General features: G+C 40.2%; 17 protein-coding genes and 1 pseudogene. 11 read left to right on the forward strand and 7 right to left on the reverse strand.

The genetic code is table 11. From position 1 onward, the window contains the following. The first annotated feature begins 177 nt into the window (after window positions 1-177). The 3 genes from ybeD (at window position 178) to lipA (ending at window position 2,310) form a co-directional block, all read left to right on the forward strand. Window positions 178-459, forward strand: a complete 282-nt coding sequence (gene ybeD / locus PAND9192_RS19170) for a DUF493 family protein YbeD (RefSeq protein ID WP_087846645.1) — start codon at window positions 178-180, stop codon at window positions 457-459. A gap of 232 nt (window positions 460-691) precedes the next feature. Then, on the forward strand, window positions 692-1,342 hold the full coding sequence (lipB, locus tag PAND9192_RS19175; RefSeq protein ID WP_087855002.1) for a lipoyl(octanoyl) transferase LipB: 651 nt from the start codon (window positions 692-694) through the stop codon (window positions 1,340-1,342). Beyond that, complete coding sequence (gene lipA, locus PAND9192_RS19180) at window positions 1,339-2,310, forward strand: lipoyl synthase (protein WP_087821049.1); 972 nt, start codon at window positions 1,339-1,341, stop codon at window positions 2,308-2,310. Before lipB ends, lipA begins: the two co-directional genes overlap by 4 nt. Before the next feature lie 93 nt (window positions 2,311-2,403). On the opposite strand, the gene bamC is transcribed toward lipA, so the two are convergent. Further along, window positions 2,404-3,414: an outer membrane protein assembly factor BamC gene (gene bamC, locus PAND9192_RS19185; RefSeq protein ID WP_087855003.1), complete on the reverse strand. Its 1,011-nt coding sequence runs from the start codon at window positions 3,412-3,414 to the stop codon at window positions 2,404-2,406. A gap of 52 nt (window positions 3,415-3,466) precedes the next feature. Beyond that, window positions 3,467-4,345, reverse strand: a complete 879-nt coding sequence (dapA, locus tag PAND9192_RS19190) for a 4-hydroxy-tetrahydrodipicolinate synthase (protein WP_087855004.1) — start codon at window positions 4,343-4,345, stop codon at window positions 3,467-3,469. A gap of 356 nt (window positions 4,346-4,701) precedes the next feature. Between dapA and PAND9192_RS19195 the strand changes: the two genes are divergently transcribed. Then, the gene (locus PAND9192_RS19195) at window positions 4,702-5,238 is read left to right on the forward strand and encodes an ACT domain-containing protein (RefSeq protein ID WP_087855005.1); all 537 of its coding nucleotides are present in this window, start codon (window positions 4,702-4,704) and stop codon (window positions 5,236-5,238) included. A gap of 69 nt (window positions 5,239-5,307) precedes the next feature. Then, entirely contained in the window at window positions 5,308-5,772 is a 465-nt protein-coding gene (gene bcp, locus PAND9192_RS19200) for a thioredoxin-dependent thiol peroxidase (protein ID WP_087855006.1), read from the forward strand. 73 nt (window positions 5,773-5,845) lie between these two features. Here the strand turns inward: bcp and PAND9192_RS19205 are convergent, their stop codons facing one another. Continuing rightward, window positions 5,846-6,916: an AI-2E family transporter gene (locus PAND9192_RS19205; protein ID WP_087855007.1), complete on the reverse strand. Its 1,071-nt coding sequence runs from the start codon at window positions 6,914-6,916 to the stop codon at window positions 5,846-5,848. Window positions 6,917-6,919: 3 nt separating this feature from the next. After that, window positions 6,920-7,174 (reverse strand): sulfurtransferase TusA family protein, encoded by a 255-nt coding sequence (locus tag PAND9192_RS19210; RefSeq protein WP_234999221.1) that lies wholly within the window; start codon window positions 7,172-7,174, stop codon window positions 6,920-6,922. A gap of 160 nt (window positions 7,175-7,334) precedes the next feature. Here PAND9192_RS19210 and bepA point away from each other — a divergent pair, with 160 nt between their 5' ends. From bepA to PAND9192_RS19230, 4 genes are read left to right on the forward strand one after another with little or no spacing between them, the layout of a single operon-like run. After that, entirely contained in the window at window positions 7,335-8,801 is a 1,467-nt protein-coding gene (bepA, locus tag PAND9192_RS19215) for a beta-barrel assembly-enhancing protease (RefSeq protein ID WP_087855009.1), read from the forward strand. A 27-nt stretch (window positions 8,802-8,828) separates the two neighbouring features. After that, on the forward strand, window positions 8,829-9,185 hold the full coding sequence (gene arsC, locus PAND9192_RS19220) for an arsenate reductase (glutaredoxin) (protein ID WP_087855010.1): 357 nt from the start codon (window positions 8,829-8,831) through the stop codon (window positions 9,183-9,185). Continuing rightward, entirely contained in the window at window positions 9,185-9,778 is a 594-nt protein-coding gene (wrbA, locus tag PAND9192_RS19225; protein ID WP_087855011.1) for an NAD(P)H:quinone oxidoreductase, read from the forward strand. The genes arsC and wrbA overlap by 1 nt, the downstream gene beginning before the upstream one ends. A gap of 14 nt (window positions 9,779-9,792) precedes the next feature. After that, the gene (locus PAND9192_RS19230) at window positions 9,793-10,215 is read left to right on the forward strand and encodes a DUF2069 domain-containing protein (RefSeq protein WP_087855012.1); all 423 of its coding nucleotides are present in this window, start codon (window positions 9,793-9,795) and stop codon (window positions 10,213-10,215) included. 102 nt (window positions 10,216-10,317) lie between these two features. Here PAND9192_RS19230 and PAND9192_RS19235 read toward each other — a convergent pair whose 3' ends face one another. Together PAND9192_RS19235 and PAND9192_RS20990 are read right to left on the reverse strand one after the other, a co-directional pair. Then, the gene (locus tag PAND9192_RS19235) at window positions 10,318-11,163 is read right to left on the reverse strand and encodes a DUF2066 domain-containing protein (RefSeq protein WP_503121369.1); all 846 of its coding nucleotides are present in this window, start codon (window positions 11,161-11,163) and stop codon (window positions 10,318-10,320) included. Beyond that, a pseudogene (locus PAND9192_RS20990) lies at window positions 11,149-11,412 on the reverse strand (DUF8605 domain-containing protein); the annotation flags it as partial. The gene PAND9192_RS19235 and the pseudogene PAND9192_RS20990, both read right to left, overlap by 15 nt. A gap of 348 nt (window positions 11,413-11,760) precedes the next feature. On the opposite strand from PAND9192_RS20990, the gene PAND9192_RS19240 reads away from it, so the two are divergent. After that, window positions 11,761-13,014, forward strand: coding sequence for a uracil-xanthine permease family protein (locus tag PAND9192_RS19240; RefSeq protein ID WP_087855014.1), 1,254 nt, complete (start codon window positions 11,761-11,763; stop codon window positions 13,012-13,014). Between the two features lie 95 nt (window positions 13,015-13,109). On the opposite strand, the gene upp is transcribed toward PAND9192_RS19240, so the two are convergent. Further along, window positions 13,110-13,736, reverse strand: a complete 627-nt coding sequence (gene upp / locus PAND9192_RS19245; protein ID WP_045031047.1) for a uracil phosphoribosyltransferase — start codon at window positions 13,734-13,736, stop codon at window positions 13,110-13,112. A 198-nt stretch (window positions 13,737-13,934) separates the two neighbouring features. Between upp and purM the strand changes: the two genes are divergently transcribed. Then, a complete protein-coding gene (gene purM / locus PAND9192_RS19250; RefSeq protein WP_087821061.1) occupies window positions 13,935-14,975 on the forward strand; it encodes a phosphoribosylformylglycinamidine cyclo-ligase in 1,041 nt (346 codons plus the stop codon). The last annotated feature ends 4 nt before the right edge of the window (window positions 14,976-14,979 follow it).

Raw genomic sequence — 14,979 nt, forward strand, 5'->3', positions numbered from 1 at the left:
AGCTGCCAACAGGCAGCTTGTTTAGGTTTACAACCCTGCATACACATTTTCCAATAACCAAGATAATCACAACCTTGTTTTCCAGCTACTGACGCATTAAGATGCCTGCATATTACCGTGATTTGTGATCTATACCACGGTGTAAAACCAGAGAAACCTGAACCTTGGAGTTCTATTATGCAAGATTTAAATAAAGAGCAACCAAAACTTAAAGATTTACTTGAATTCCCTTGTAGCTTTGCTTTTAAAGTTATGGGTGAGAATAAACCAGAATTAGCTGATCTTGTTGTTGAAGTTATTCAAAAAACAATCCCTGGCGATTACGTTCCAACGACAAAGCCAAGCAGCAAAGGGACTTATACTGCAGTCTCTGTAACTGTTAACGCAACCAATGTTGAACAAATTGAAACGCTATACAAAGAACTTGGCGCTATCGATATTGTGCGTGTTGTACTATAACAACTCAATACTACTACCAATGGCGACTAACTCTTAGTCGCCATTTTTTTATGTTTCACTTCCCTCCTAAGCGCTCTTTTCTAGCCTTTATATACCCACAATATAATTGTCAAATATATTAATAATAAGTGAATAACTGGTTAATCATGCATCTTTTAATAGTTTAGGTATAATAGTTCAGTTCACAGCCATTCAATGGCGCTTTGCGTTATATCAATAAATAGGCACAAATTTGCAAACATCTCTTATTATTAGAAATCTGGGCCGTTGTGATTATCAAGCCACCTTTGATGCTATGCATCAGTTCACTAACGACCGCACCGACATGTCAGCCGATGAAGTATGGCTGGTTGAGCATCACTCGGTTTTTACTCAAGGCCAAGCTGGTAAAATAGAACACCTGCTCAATACCGGTGATATTCCAGTGGTGCAAAGTGATCGTGGTGGTCAAGTGACCTATCATGGCCCAGGTCAGCAAGTTGCTTATATATTGATTAATTTACGCAGAAAAAAACTCAGTGTTCGTGACTTAGTCAGCCACATCGAAAACACAGTTATTAATACCCTATCTCAATTTGGGATTACATCTAATGCTCGCCCTGATGCTCCTGGTGTGTATGTCGACAATCGCAAGATATGCTCATTAGGATTACGGATCAGACGCGGCTGCTCTTTTCATGGTCTGGCACTTAATATAAATATGGATTTGGCCCCCTTTGAGCGAATTAACCCTTGTGGTTACGCTGGAATGGAAATGACGCAAACTGCGTTATTAAATGGCCCCAATGAACTGATGGAAGTTCAGCCGGTACTCATTGAAGAATTAACAAAATTACTCGACTACTCACACGTCGAGTGGATGACGGAAAGCAATCAACTATGAGCAAACCAATTAAAATTGAACAAGGCGTTAAATACCGCGATGCTGATAAAATGGCATTGATTCCGGTGCGTAATGTTGCCCAAGAAGAAGCACCCAAAGAGGTGTTACGTAAACCTTCATGGATGAAAATAAAACTGCCATCAGACAGTAAGCGCATTCAAGAAATTAAGTCTGCGCTGCGCAAAAACAATCTCCACTCTGTATGTGAAGAAGCATCTTGTCCAAACTTAGCTGAATGTTTTAATCATGGCACAGCTACTTTTATGATTTTAGGTGCTATTTGTACTCGCCGCTGTCCATTTTGCGATGTTGCCCATGGTCGTCCGTTACCACCTAACGCTGAAGAACCTAGTCATTTAGCGCAAACCATTGCCGACATGAAACTGCGCTATGTGGTTGTTACTTCTGTCGACCGTGATGACTTACGCGATGGTGGCGCTCAGCATTTTGTTGATTGCATTAATGATATTCGCGCTAAAAGCCCTCAAATTCACATTGAAACTTTAGTGCCTGATTTCCGTGGTCGTATGGATCGCGCGTTAGATATCTTCCGTGATACTGCACCAGATGTATTTAACCATAACCTTGAAACTGCACCACGTTTATACCGTAAAGCTCGCCCTGGTGCTAATTATCAATGGTCGTTAGATCTGCTAAAGAAATTTAAAGAAATTCACCCAACAGTACCGACAAAATCAGGCGTAATGATGGGGCTAGGTGAAACAAAAGAAGAGATCATTCAAGTATTAAAAGACCTTCGCGCGCACGGTGTCACCATGCTAACCCTAGGTCAATACTTAGCACCAAGCCGCCACCATTTGCCGGTTGAACGCTACGTGCCACCAGAAGAATTCGACGAATTAAAACAAATTGCACTTGATCTTGGCTTTACACATGCCGCTTGTGGTCCGTTTGTACGTTCTTCTTACCATGCAGACTTACAGGCTCAAGGTGTTGAAATTAAATAATTAATCAATAATAGATTGGTTGTTAATTTCCATAAAAAAACCGCTTTAGTGAATCACTAAAGCGGTTTTTTAATAACCAAAATAACAGCTTAATTATTTAGCAAAAGCTGCACCAAATACAGGCGCAATTGAGCTTAATACAGATTCTGTTACAGGTTTACCGTCATTATCAGTAATATTTAATGAAGTACGATTACCAAGATCGCCGACTAAAATACGATACTTATCATTGGTTAAGTTCATAGGCTTAGTGCCAAGCTTAGTCCAAAATTCATCATCAGGTTGACGGTATTTAACATCAATTAAACCTTGTGAACGGTTACGATCTTCAACTGTAAAGCCAAGTTTTTGAAGCATTACCGGTAAACGTTCCCACATATCATCATAAGAAGCGCGGGCAATAATAATCGGTAAACCGCTACGATCAGTACCCATCATGATTGGCACGTTTTTCAATTGCTCAGCCGCAGCAATACGCGCTTGCTCACGAGACATATTGTCGTATTTCGCCATCACTAAATTGGTCATTAAAATGCTATAGCGACGCTTATTATCTGCACTAACAGGCTTAACTTTACCGTCTTCACGCCAATCGGTTAACGTAATACGGTAACTGTTGATGTTTGGTGATTTTTCAATCGTATAACGGCTACTGATCTTGGTATCTTCATCTTCATTGGTCCAAGAAACCCAATCAGTATCAATACGATTAGCACTTTGTTTTACAATACCGACTTTATTATCAGCAATCAGCTGCTGAGTCACACGCCAGATCTTCATTAACTTATTTGATGACGGCATAAACAAGGTTACGCCTTGACCATCAATCGCTGAAGTGACACCAGGGATCAACTCTAGCACCTGCAACGGTGGACGAATATCAACCTTAGTACCGATTTCTCCCTTATAAACACGTTTTGGGATAGTATAGTTAGTATTACTAAAAGGTTGAGCACCTGCTGGCAACGTCCAACTTTCAAGTGCTGGCGTATCAAGATAATTAAAATCTTGCGCTGCCTGGCGGCGACTATCAGCACCACTAGAACATGCAGTAATGCTTGTCACTACGACAGCGGCTAATGCTAGCCGGTATTTATAATTCATTTATGCTCCTGCGCTCCTTGATTGTTACAATCATTTAATTAATGACAATGTATTACAATACGTTAGCATCAATAAGTGCTTGTTTAACAATAGGCTGCTGTGATTCGCTTAAAACAGTAAGCGGAAGTCGTAAGTTATCGTGTTCAATTAATCCCATCTGGTGAGCGGCCCATTTCACGGGAATTGGATTCGCTTCAACAAACAGTTTGGTATGTAATGGCATCAAGCGTTGATTTATTTCTTGCGCTGCTTCAATATCGCCACCTAAGGCTAAATCAAACATTGTTGCCATCTCTGCTGCGGCAATATTTGCGGTAACAGAAATAACGCCATGACCGCCTTCTGCAACAAAATCAACAGCTGTCGCATCATCACCACTTAATTGGATAAAATCTGCGCCACAAAGTTCCCGTGTTTTTTTAACGCGCGAAATATCACCTGTTGCATCTTTAATACCAATAATATTGTCAAGTTTTGCTAATCGCGCTACTGTTTCCGGCAATAAATCAACCGCAGTACGACCCGGCACATTGTATAAGATTTGTGGAATATCTGTTGCTGCTGCAATCGCTTTATAATGCTGATATAAACCTTCTTGGGTTGGTTTATTATAGTACGGTGTCACACTTAGGCAGGCTGCAATTCCAGTACCAGAAAACAGTTTAGTTATCGTTACAGCTTCATGAGTTGCATTAGCACCAGTACCAGCAATAACAGGCACGCGTCCATCAACATACTCTAGCGTTTTTAAAACAACTTTAACTTGCTCATCAACCGTTAGTGTAGTCGACTCTCCCGTTGTTCCAACCGAAATGATCGCCTTGGTACCTGCATCAATATGGTAATCAACTAGCTTCTGTAGGCCGATGTAATCAACTTCACCTGAAGAATCAAATGGTGTCAATAATGCAACCATGCTTCCTGAAAACATATTCGTCTCCCTTTGTTATATAGCGTAACGATTCAAAGCTAACAACATTAACAACCAATCAATAAGAATGGTTACGGTATATAGCTAGTTATAAGTCATGGTACTTTTGCATGGCTATAAACTCAAGCAAAGGGTGACTGAAAACCGTTAACTGGCGCGCTTTATCGTATTCATTTTTAAGTTGTCGTTAATGTTTAACGTTTCTAACACCAAAAACAAATATTTTTCAGCGATTATTATTGCTAACCATGCAATTATAATAAAAAACTTTGTGATTATTGATCCTAATTTGCGCTCTTTTGAATAATCACTCTGTGCTAACATGCTAATAATGATCACGAAAAATGGCGCTAAATATGGAACATTATCTCGTAATAACAGCAGTAGGTACTGATCGCCCTGGTATCACCGATGAGATCACCCATCTTGTCGCACACAGTGGCTGTAATATCATTGATAGTCGAATTGCTCTCTTTGGCTCTGAATTTACCTTGATTATGCTGCTCTCTGGTAATAGCAATGCCATCTCCAGAATTGAATCAACATTGCCACTTAAAGGCCAAGAGCATGATTTAATCACGGTGATGAAACGCACCAATAAACATATTGCCCGTTTCTTTCCATATACGGCTGATTTTCATATTGAAGCCAAAGATAGTCCGGGGTTGATTAAACATTTTACCCATTTTATGGCCAGCCGAAAAATTGATATCTCAACCTTAAGTGCTAATACCATTGAGAATGGCCATATTGATATCGATAATCAATTAGTATTGCAAATCAGCACCAATTTACCCGAAGATTGTAATTTAGTCAGTCTACAAGAAGAATACGATGCTCTTTGTAAGCAACTAAATGCGTACGGTACAGTTAACTTTATTGGCCATCATTGATAACACACTCCACTAAGTTCGACCTAACAGCGCATGTTATTATCTTAAACTAATTAAAAGGACAGCTGCATGAATACCCTAACAGCAGGAATGCTCGCCCCAACTTTTACTTTGCTTAATCAAGATGACCAACCCGTCAGTTTAACTGACTTCAAAGGTAAAAAAGTACTGGCTTATTTTTATCCTAAAGCTATGACACCTGGTTGTACGGTTCAAGCCTGTGGTTTACGCGATAGTAAAGCTGAACTGGAAGCACATAATGTGGTTGTGTTAGGTATCAGTATCGATCCCGTTAAGCGTCTGCCTAAATTTATTGAGCGTGATAATCTTAACTTCACATTATTATCAGATGAAGATCATGCCGTTGCTGATCAATTTGGCGTCTGGGGCGAGAAAAAATTTATGGGAAAAATTTACGATGGTCTACATCGCATTAGTTTTCTAATTGATGAACATGGCAACATTGAGCATGTGTTTAATAAATTTAAAACTAAAGATCATCACCAAGTGGTATTGGATTATCTCAACCAATAATCATTTTCAAACGACAACAGCGAAAAAAGGCCATTAGCGGCCTTTTTGTTTAGCTCTGATTCTATGGTAAAGATCAATAATTCACTGGTGATACAGTATCTTTCATCACTAATGCTCCCCATACGGCCTTGACTAAGGTTGCTAATGGAATCGCAAAAAAGACTCCCCAGAATCCCCACAGCCCGCCAAATACTAATACAGCAACAATAATTGCCACAGGATGCAGATTAACCGCTTCAGAAAACAGTACTGGTACTAATACATTACCATCTAAAATTTGCACAATTCCGTAAGCAACTAATAACCACCAGAAATCAGGTGTCCAGCCCCATTGAAATAAAGCGACCATTGCAACAGGTACTGTAACAGCAGCGGCACCGATATAAGGTATTAATACCGATAAACCAACCAATACCCCCAACAGTACTGCATATTGAAGTCCCATAACCGCAAAGACGATATAACTCGCGATACCAACAATAAATATCTCAATCACTTTACCGCGAATATAATTAGATATTTGCTGGTTCATTTCAGCACTAACCTTAGTGGCTAAACGTCGATTTTTAGGTAGCACTCCAATAAATGACCGCAAAATAGTGTCTTTATCTTTAAGTAAAAAGAAAATTAATAACGGCACCAGGATCAAATACACCCCTAATGTCGCTAAACTAACTAATGATGATAATGAGCCTTTAACAACGCTACCACCTAGTGCCAGTACTTTTTCACGTAAAGTATCTGTAAATACAGTGACTTGATGGGCTTGAACAAAATCAGGATAACGTTCAGGCAAGCTAGAAACATAGAGTTGCAAATCATTAAACATTTTCGGCACATCAGCACTTAAATTAGTAATTTGATGCCAAATGGTCGGCACTAAACCTAATAATGCTAGGATCATTAATCCCGCAAAAACAATTAATACAATCGCCACAGCAAATGTTCGCGGCAGTCCCAACTGAGCCAACCGTGCCACTGGCGATTCAAGTAAATAAGCCAAAACGATTGCCACTAATAGCGGTGTAATTAACCCTCCAAAGAAATATAAGGTTAAAAACGCCCCTGCTAAAATGATCATTAAACTCACAGCATGAGGATCAGAGAATCGGCGTTGATACCAACTTTTTAACATATCCAACATGCGTTACTGTCCTTTTTTCACAATAATTACCAACTGATCAATCGTTTCAGTCTGTATATCAATAGTAAATCCATTATTTTGTAAATAACGAAAAATATCCGTTTTTGCACTGGATTGTGAAACTCTAATCACCAGTTTTTGAGTTAGCGATAAGTCTCTGCAGCTTCGCTTCACCATCAATAATGCTAACGGGCAACGGTAGGCCATAAGATCAAGCGTGAGGATTTCCATTCCAATAGAGTGACAGTGATTATCCATTGTCGTATTGTACCCTTAACCGCAAGGAATAAGCGAGATAACCACAAACGAATATCACGATAGCGAACCTAAGTTATAATTTGCTGTCATAACAACGCAACAGGTTATCGATAATTATCCGTTATCCTATATTAATCGACATGGTGGTTGTATTATTAATATGTTCCAATTAGTTAAAGCGCCAGGGTCTATTTTACTGGCAGCCTTGCTCACTACAAGTTTATCAGCCGTTGCTAGTAATGCCATATTACTGCCAGATATTGGCACTACTGCGGCATCGACACTGACAATTGATAAAGAAATCCAATACGGCGATATGTACATGCGAATGATGCGTGCCAGTCGTCCTATCATTAACGATCCTGTTTTATCTGAATATATTCAAGATCTTGGTCATAAATTAGTGGCCAATGCTGATGGTGTTAAAACACCGTTTAACTTTTTCTTGATCCAAAATTATGAAATTAATGCCTTTGCCTTATTTGGCGGTAATATTGGCGTTCATTCAGGGCTATTTTTACATGCTAAAACAGAAAGTGAATTAGCCTCTGTTCTTGCCCATGAAATTGCCCACGTCACTCAACGACACCTTGCGCGAACTTTAGAAGATCAAGCTAAAAAGAATCCCGCCACGATGGCAGCCTTAATTGGCTCACTATTATTAGTCGTTGCAGCACCAGAAGCCGGTATGGCAGCCTTACACACTACCACCGCAGTATCGATACAAGGAATGCTCAATCACACACGTAGCAATGAAAAAGAAGCCGATCGGATCGGTATTGCTACTCTTGCCAAAGCTGGATTTAATCCTCAAGCAATGCCCCACTTTTTTGGACGTTTGGCTGAAAAATATCGCTATACCACTACCCTGCCACCAATGCTACTTAGCCATCCACTGCCTGAATCACGTATCACCGACAGTCGTATGCGAGCCGATAATTATTCAACAGTAAGATTGCCACCGTCAGAGCGTTACTTATTAGCAAAATCACGGATCGTGGCGCGTAACCTGGGTTTTAGTCAAACATCTGCGCTTAATTGGTTTAACACCGAGCTCAAAAAAGCACCTGCAAACCAACGCAAAGAGCTCAATTATGGTAAGGGATTGGTGTACCTTGATAACGGTCAATATACCAAAGCTCAACAACTACTGATGCCATTACTCACAGCTGAACCTAATAATTTATTTTATATTGATGCCATGACTGATATAGATTTATATCAAAAGCATTATGATAAAGCGATTACACGTTTAGAAAAAGCATTGCAATATCAACCAGACAGTACTGTATTACAACTCAATTTAGCCAATGTATTATTAGAAGCGAAACGCTATAAACGCAGTCTTAATATACTTACTCGCTATACCTACCAACATTCAAATGATACTAATGGTTGGGCGTTATTAGCGAAAAATTATGCCAAACAAAACCAACGTGCTGGTGAACTTGCCGCGATGGGAGAACTAGCAGCATTACGTGCTCAATGGAAACTTGCAATTAGTAACTACACGCAAGCGGCTCAACAAGCACCATTAGGTTCACTCGATCAAGCTCGGTATGACGCACGGTTAGATCAATTGCATATTCAACAAGCGCAATTTGAAGCGTTACGTTCTTCTTTTTAACTATCACAAATTTAACAAGGACTCATGATGACAATTGCTATTTACCACAATCCTCGTTGTTCAAAAAGCCGTGAGACATTGGCGTTGCTCACTGAGCGCGGCATTAATCCAACTATAATTAAATACCTAGATACACCACCAACCATTGAGCAGCTACAACAACTGTACCGTCAATTAGGCTACAACACGGTACGTGAAATGATGCGTACTAAAGAACAACAATACCAAGAGTTGCAACTGAGTGATCCAAACTTAACTGATCTAGCATTATTTGAAGCAATGGCATCGCATCCTAAATTACTTGAACGTCCAATTGTGGTTAATGTTAATAATGATAAAGCAGCAATGGGTCGTCCACCTGAGCATGTATTGGATATTTTATAATGATTAAAATCTTAGTACTTTATTACAGCCAGCATGGTAATACTCGTCAATTAGCACGCCATATAGGCCGTGGTATTGAACAAATCGATAGCTGTGAAGCAGTACTAAGAACCGTTGCCGAGATAGCAACAACGGCAGCAACAACCTCAAGTGCCTCTACAAACCAAACAACCGATCCCATTGTTAGTCATCACGATCTTAAACAATGTGCTGCTATAGCAATGGGAAGCCCGGTTCGGTTTGGCAATATGGCAGCGCCACTGAAACATTTTTTAGACACGACTAGCAGTGAATGGTTATCGGGAACTTTGATTGGTAAGCCAGCTTGCGTATTTACATCATCGTCATCACTGCACGGCGGCCAAGAAACTACGCTACAATCAATGATGTTACCCCTGTTGCATCATGGCATGTTATTAGTAGGGATCCCCTATTCTGAACCTTTATTACATACCACCTGCCACGGTGGAACACCTTATGGTGCATCACACGTTAATCATGGCATTAATAAGCAACTTCACCCAGATGAAATAGCACTTGCTCAAGCCATCGGTCGACGTTTAGCAACCATTGCTAGTAAACTAAGTGGCTAAAAAAGGATCATTTCATGCCCAAAATGCAACCTTTAACCTATTTTGCACGTCAATCTGCACTATTGTGCCATTGCGGTTTAATTGTTTTTATTAGCACATGGCAATTATTACTGTCTCCCCACTTACACTTCTCCGCTACTGTTATTGCTCTGGTATGGATAGCACCACTATTATTGCCCCTTGCTGGAATGGTCGCCGCTAAACCTTATACCCATGCATGGGCAAACTTTATTTTAATGTTTTATTTTATCCATGCCGCAACCCTTATAACGATTAACGAGGGTGAACGCAGCCTCGCAGCAATGGAGCTGATACTGGTCACATTATGCTTTGTCAGTAATATCCTTTTTTCCCGTTTAAGAGCCAAAGAATTAGGGATTAAATTAAAGCGCTTATCGCAGGTTGAACGTGAAGAGCGTGTCCGTTATAACGACTAACCTTTACTCTTTTAAATGGCGATAAAAAAGGCCTGTGTACATAAGTACTCAGACCTTTTTTCACTTATCAACGCTATCTATTTAATTTAAATTAGAATGAAACTAGCTATTCCAATCATAAACATTTTGTGGCGATACCGTTAATGGTGTCACTGATGATGGTGTTGTTGCAGTAATAGCCGATGCTGTCGTGGTAGCACTTGCAGGTGCAACAGCTGGCGTTGGTACCGAATCTGCAGCAAAAGCTACCGCTGATTGAGCCTTACTTACTTGATTATCATGGCTAATTTCTTGACGGAATGCTTGCTCTGAACCCTGAAGATTCAATTGAAAAATAACACTGTTACCTTTAATCCGCATCGCATTAGCGCTACCCACGGTGGTTAAATTATTCAGCATTTTCTCTAGAGCAAAAAAATCTTCTGTTGACTGAATATTATCAACCTCAATATTAACCTTACCACCAGCAACACCACCTAATACTACCGCATATTTTTTGGCTAAATAATCAGTCACTTTATTGATCATTTGAGTCGATGTTTGTGCCAATGTACCAGATGCAGTACCCGTTATAGGCTGCGTGTCTGCTGTTGCAATTTTACTTGGTTGTTGGGGGTAAAATTTCCAATTCAAGCTTACAGTACCATCAGGTTGTTGCAGGGCTTTAACCAGTAACAAGCCATTGGCGTGATAACGATGACTTGCCGTAGCTATCGGATCAATAAAATTACCCCAAAGATCTGACACATTAACTGCAGTTGCATCTGTTATATCACCAACTGGAAATGTTAATGGCAATCCACGGCTATCTGCTGCTTGTTTTGTATCATTAACCAACGCGTTGGTTGATTGATCCCACAAAATATTACGTTGCTGGCCATCACTATCAACCATCCATACTAAAATATTAGGACGTTGATCTTTCCAAATACTGGCTTTTGACTGCATCAATAACTGCTTGATCTGATTTTTATCAAAGCTTAGATCAAGTGCACGTTGGCCATCAACTTGGCTGTAACCAAATTGGCTTATATAACGGCCACTGTTAGTAATTGCCGCTTTAATTGCCGAGTTATTAAGAATATCAGTATTGCCTGATATTTTGACCAACACATTCGCCAGTCCTTGCTCGCGCGCAGCTTGATCAGCTTGTTGATCACTTCCAATCAAAGCGACTTGGGTTTGATAAAGATCATTTACCGTCGCAGCACGTACTGGCAATGCCAATACCGCTAAAAATAATAATGCAAATCGCAACATAGTAAGACTCATGGTTAATTCAAAAAATAGACCTAGTAAGACAGACAACAGGTTTTATCATTGGTGCAGTATCATAGCGCACAGTTTGTAAATTTCATTCGACAATTTCGACAATATAATTTTATAACTCACATTTTTGACTGCGAGATGACTATTGTCATGCAAATAAAGCGCCACTCGTTCTAAATTTAAACGATTACAAGTATATTTTGACTTTTATTCATATAGGCTACCGTTTGCTTACATGCTAGGATTGCGCGATTTTTTTACTTAGGAATACATATCATGATGCAGGTTCTTCAAGGTGCGCAAATGCTATTTGTCGCCTTTGGTGCATTGGTACTGGTGCCGTTATTAACCGGTTTAGATCCCAATGTTGCTTTATTTGGCGCAGGTGCTGGCACACTTTTATTTCAGGTCGTGACTAAACGCTCTGTCCCTATTTTTCTCGCCTCATCTTTCGCTTTTATTGCTCCAATGATGTATGGCATTCAAACATGGGGAGTTGCTAGCACCATGGGTGGTCTAATGATGGCGGGTGTGGTTTATGTGATCATGGGTAGCATTATTAAAGTACGTGGAGTTGGTTTTATTCATCGCCTATTGCCGCCAGTTGTCGTTGGCCCGGTGATCATGGTTATCGGTTTAGGGCTAGCACCTGCCGCGGTTAATATGGCGGTTGGTAAAACAGGTGGTGGCGATGTTCAATTAATTGCTCACGATACCGCATTATGGATCTCTGCTGTTTCTCTTACCGTAACCATTATTTTAAGTGTGTTTGCTAAAGGTATTTTGAAATTAATCCCAATCGTCGGTGGCATTAGTGCTGGCTACATCACTAGCCTTGGTTTTGGAGTTATTGATTTTACACCTGTCATCCAAGCAAGCTGGCTTGCAGTACCAAACTTTACTCTACCCGAGTTCAATATCAATGCGGTATTATTTATGATCCCAGTTGCGATTGCGCCGGCGGTCGAACATGTTGGCGATATTTTAGCTATTTCAAATGTTACTGGTAAAGATTACCTTAAAAAACCAGGACTCCACCGCACCATGGCTGGCGATGGCATTGCTACCATGGCTGCATCACTTATTGGCGCACCACCTAATACGACTTACTCAGAAGTAACTGGGGCGGTCATGCTAACTAAAGCGTTTAATCCGGTGATCATGACTTGGGCTGCTGTTACCGCTATCGTATTGGCTTTTGTAGGTAAACTTGGCGCAGTATTACAAACCATTCCTGTCCCTGTGATGGGCGGCATTATGATTTTATTATTTGGTTCAATTGCTACTGTTGGCTTAAATACGCTTATCAAAAATCAAGTCGATTTACATAAAGCCCGCAATCTGGTGATCGTTGCAGTTACCTTAGTGTTTGGTATTGGTGGTATGGCATTTGGTATTGGCGAGTTTAGCTTACAAGGCATCAGTTTATGTGGCATTGTCGCGATTTTACTAAACCTTATCCTGCCGCATGATTTAGGTGAAAATAATGTGGTTGATAATGCTCAAATTGAAGATACTGAGCATTTGTAATCGTCACGATAATTAATTGCTAGTCACAAATAATATAAAAAAAACCGGACTAAGTTAGTCCGGTTTTTTGATATCAGTAATAAACACGATAGTTATTATTTAGTACCGAAAATTTTATCGCCTGCATCACCAAGACCAGGAACAATATAGCCCTTGTCGTTTAGCTTCTCATCAATAGCGGCTGTGTATAGCTCTACATCTGGATGCGCTTTTTCTAGTGCAGCAATACCTTCAGGAGCAGCAACAAGTACCAACACTTTAAATTGAGTACAACCATGCTCTTTTAATAAATCAAGCGTTGCGATCATTGAACCGCCAGTTGCTAACATTGGATCAACAACTAACGCAATGCGCTCATCGATATGTGAAGCTAATTTATTAAAGTATGGTACAGGTTCTAACGTTTCTTCATCACGGTAGATACCAACAACACTAATACGTGCACTTGGCATATGCTCTAATACACCATCCATCATGCCTAAACCAGCACGAAGAATAGGTACTACCGTCACTTTTTTACCCTTTAGCTGATCAATCTCAACTGGACCGTTCCAGCCTTCGATCATCACTTTTTCTGTTTCGAAGTCTGAAGTCGCTTCATACGTTAATAGGCTACCAACTTCGGTTGCCAATTCACGAAAACGCTTAGTGCTGATATCACCTTCACGCATAAGACCGATCTTATGTTTAACCAGTGGGTGTTTCACCTCAACGACTTTCATCTTGACTCCTGGGAACTAAATTATAAAAAATAAAAAATCGCATTATTATATACCATGCCAATCGATTGCCGATAGTATCAAATGTTTAATTGACTGAAATTTAATCGTGCAACAAATTAACGCAAACGTTTGCTCTAATGTAATGACTGCTGTTATCATACGCTGGTTTTTTACTTTAATACGTTTGAGGGATCATCTGTGAGCAACAAAAACTCTTCTCTTAGTTACAAAGATGCTGGTGTTGATATTGATGCTGGTAATGCATTAGTTGACCGTATTAAAGGCGTAGTTAAGCGCACTCACCGCCCTGAAGTTATGGGTGGCATTGGTGGTTTTGGTGCTTTATGCGCACTTCCTACCAAATACAAAGAGCCTGTTTTAGTCTCTGGTACTGATGGTGTAGGCACCAAACTTCGCCTAGCGATGGATCTGAAACAACACGATACTATTGGTATTGATTTGGTTGCAATGTGTGTTAACGATCTAATTGTACAAGGTGCTGAGCCTTTATTTTTCCTAGATTATTACGCAACAGGTAAACTTGATATTGATACAGCAGCAAGTGTTGTTGCTGGTATTGGTGAAGGGTGTATTCAATCTGGCTGTGCATTAATTGGTGGTGAAACTGCTGAAATGCCAGGTATGTATCATGGTGAAGATTACGATGTGGCCGGCTTCTGTGTTGGTGTCGTTGAAAAAGCTGACATCATTGATGGCTCAAAAGTAACTGCTGGCGATGCACTTATCGCTGTAGGCTCAAGTGGTCCACACTCAAACGGTTACTCATTAGTACGTAAGATTCTAGAGGTTTCTCAAGCCGATCTTAATCAAGATCTTGATGGTAAAAAACTGTCTGAGCACTTATTAACCCCAACTAAAATTTATGTAAAATCAGCCCTGAAAATGATTGAAAGCTGTGATGTTCACGCCATCTCTCATATTACTGGTGGTGGTTTCTGGGAGAACATCCCACGTGTATTACCTCAAGGTACCAAAGCAGTTGTTGACGGTAACAGCTGGCAATGGCCGACAATTTTTAACTGGCTACAACAAGCAGGTAATGTCGATACTTACGAAATGTACCGCACATTCAACTGTGGTGTTGGGTTAGTGATAGCACTCCCACAAGCTCAAGCGGCACTTGCGATTGAAATTTTACAAGCAGAAGGCGAAAACGCATGGCTGCTCGGTGAAATTGCAACAGCAGCAGCAGGCGAAGAGCAAGTAGAGATTAATTAATTCC

The organism is Photobacterium andalusiense (genome assembly GCF_900185625.1).
Taxonomy (GTDB): Bacteria; Pseudomonadota; Gammaproteobacteria; order Enterobacterales; family Vibrionaceae; genus Photobacterium; species Photobacterium aquimaris.

What these genes read in the sequence shown, in the direction of transcription:
- ybeD (WP_087846645.1), top strand. Translation starts at nt 178, where the DNA reads ATGCAAGATTTAAATAAAGAGCAACCAAAACTTAAAGATTTACTTGAA.
- lipA (WP_087821049.1), top strand. Translation starts at nt 1,339, where the DNA reads ATGAGCAAACCAATTAAAATTGAACAAGGCGTTAAATACCGCGATGCT.
- bamC (WP_087855003.1), bottom strand. Translation starts at nt 3,414, where the DNA reads ATGAATTATAAATACCGGCTAGCATTAGCCGCTGTCGTAGTGACAAGC.
- dapA (WP_087855004.1), bottom strand. Translation starts at nt 4,345, where the DNA reads ATGTTTTCAGGAAGCATGGTTGCATTATTGACACCATTTGATTCTTCA.
- PAND9192_RS19195 (WP_087855005.1), top strand. Translation starts at nt 4,702, where the DNA reads ATGGAACATTATCTCGTAATAACAGCAGTAGGTACTGATCGCCCTGGT.
- bcp (WP_087855006.1), top strand. Translation starts at nt 5,308, where the DNA reads ATGAATACCCTAACAGCAGGAATGCTCGCCCCAACTTTTACTTTGCTT.
- PAND9192_RS19205 (WP_087855007.1), bottom strand. Translation starts at nt 6,916, where the DNA reads ATGTTGGATATGTTAAAAAGTTGGTATCAACGCCGATTCTCTGATCCT.
- PAND9192_RS19210 (WP_234999221.1), bottom strand. Translation starts at nt 7,174, where the DNA reads ATGGATAATCACTGTCACTCTATTGGAATGGAAATCCTCACGCTTGAT.
- bepA (WP_087855009.1), top strand. Translation starts at nt 7,335, where the DNA reads ATGTTCCAATTAGTTAAAGCGCCAGGGTCTATTTTACTGGCAGCCTTG.
- arsC (WP_087855010.1), top strand. Translation starts at nt 8,829, where the DNA reads ATGACAATTGCTATTTACCACAATCCTCGTTGTTCAAAAAGCCGTGAG.
- wrbA (WP_087855011.1), top strand. Translation starts at nt 9,185, where the DNA reads ATGATTAAAATCTTAGTACTTTATTACAGCCAGCATGGTAATACTCGT.
- PAND9192_RS19230 (WP_087855012.1), top strand. Translation starts at nt 9,793, where the DNA reads ATGCCCAAAATGCAACCTTTAACCTATTTTGCACGTCAATCTGCACTA.
- PAND9192_RS19235 (WP_503121369.1), bottom strand. Translation starts at nt 11,163, where the DNA reads ATGCAGTCAAAAGCCAGTATTTGGAAAGATCAACGTCCTAATATTTTA.
- PAND9192_RS19240 (WP_087855014.1), top strand. Translation starts at nt 11,761, where the DNA reads ATGATGCAGGTTCTTCAAGGTGCGCAAATGCTATTTGTCGCCTTTGGT.
- upp (WP_045031047.1), bottom strand. Translation starts at nt 13,736, where the DNA reads ATGAAAGTCGTTGAGGTGAAACACCCACTGGTTAAACATAAGATCGGT.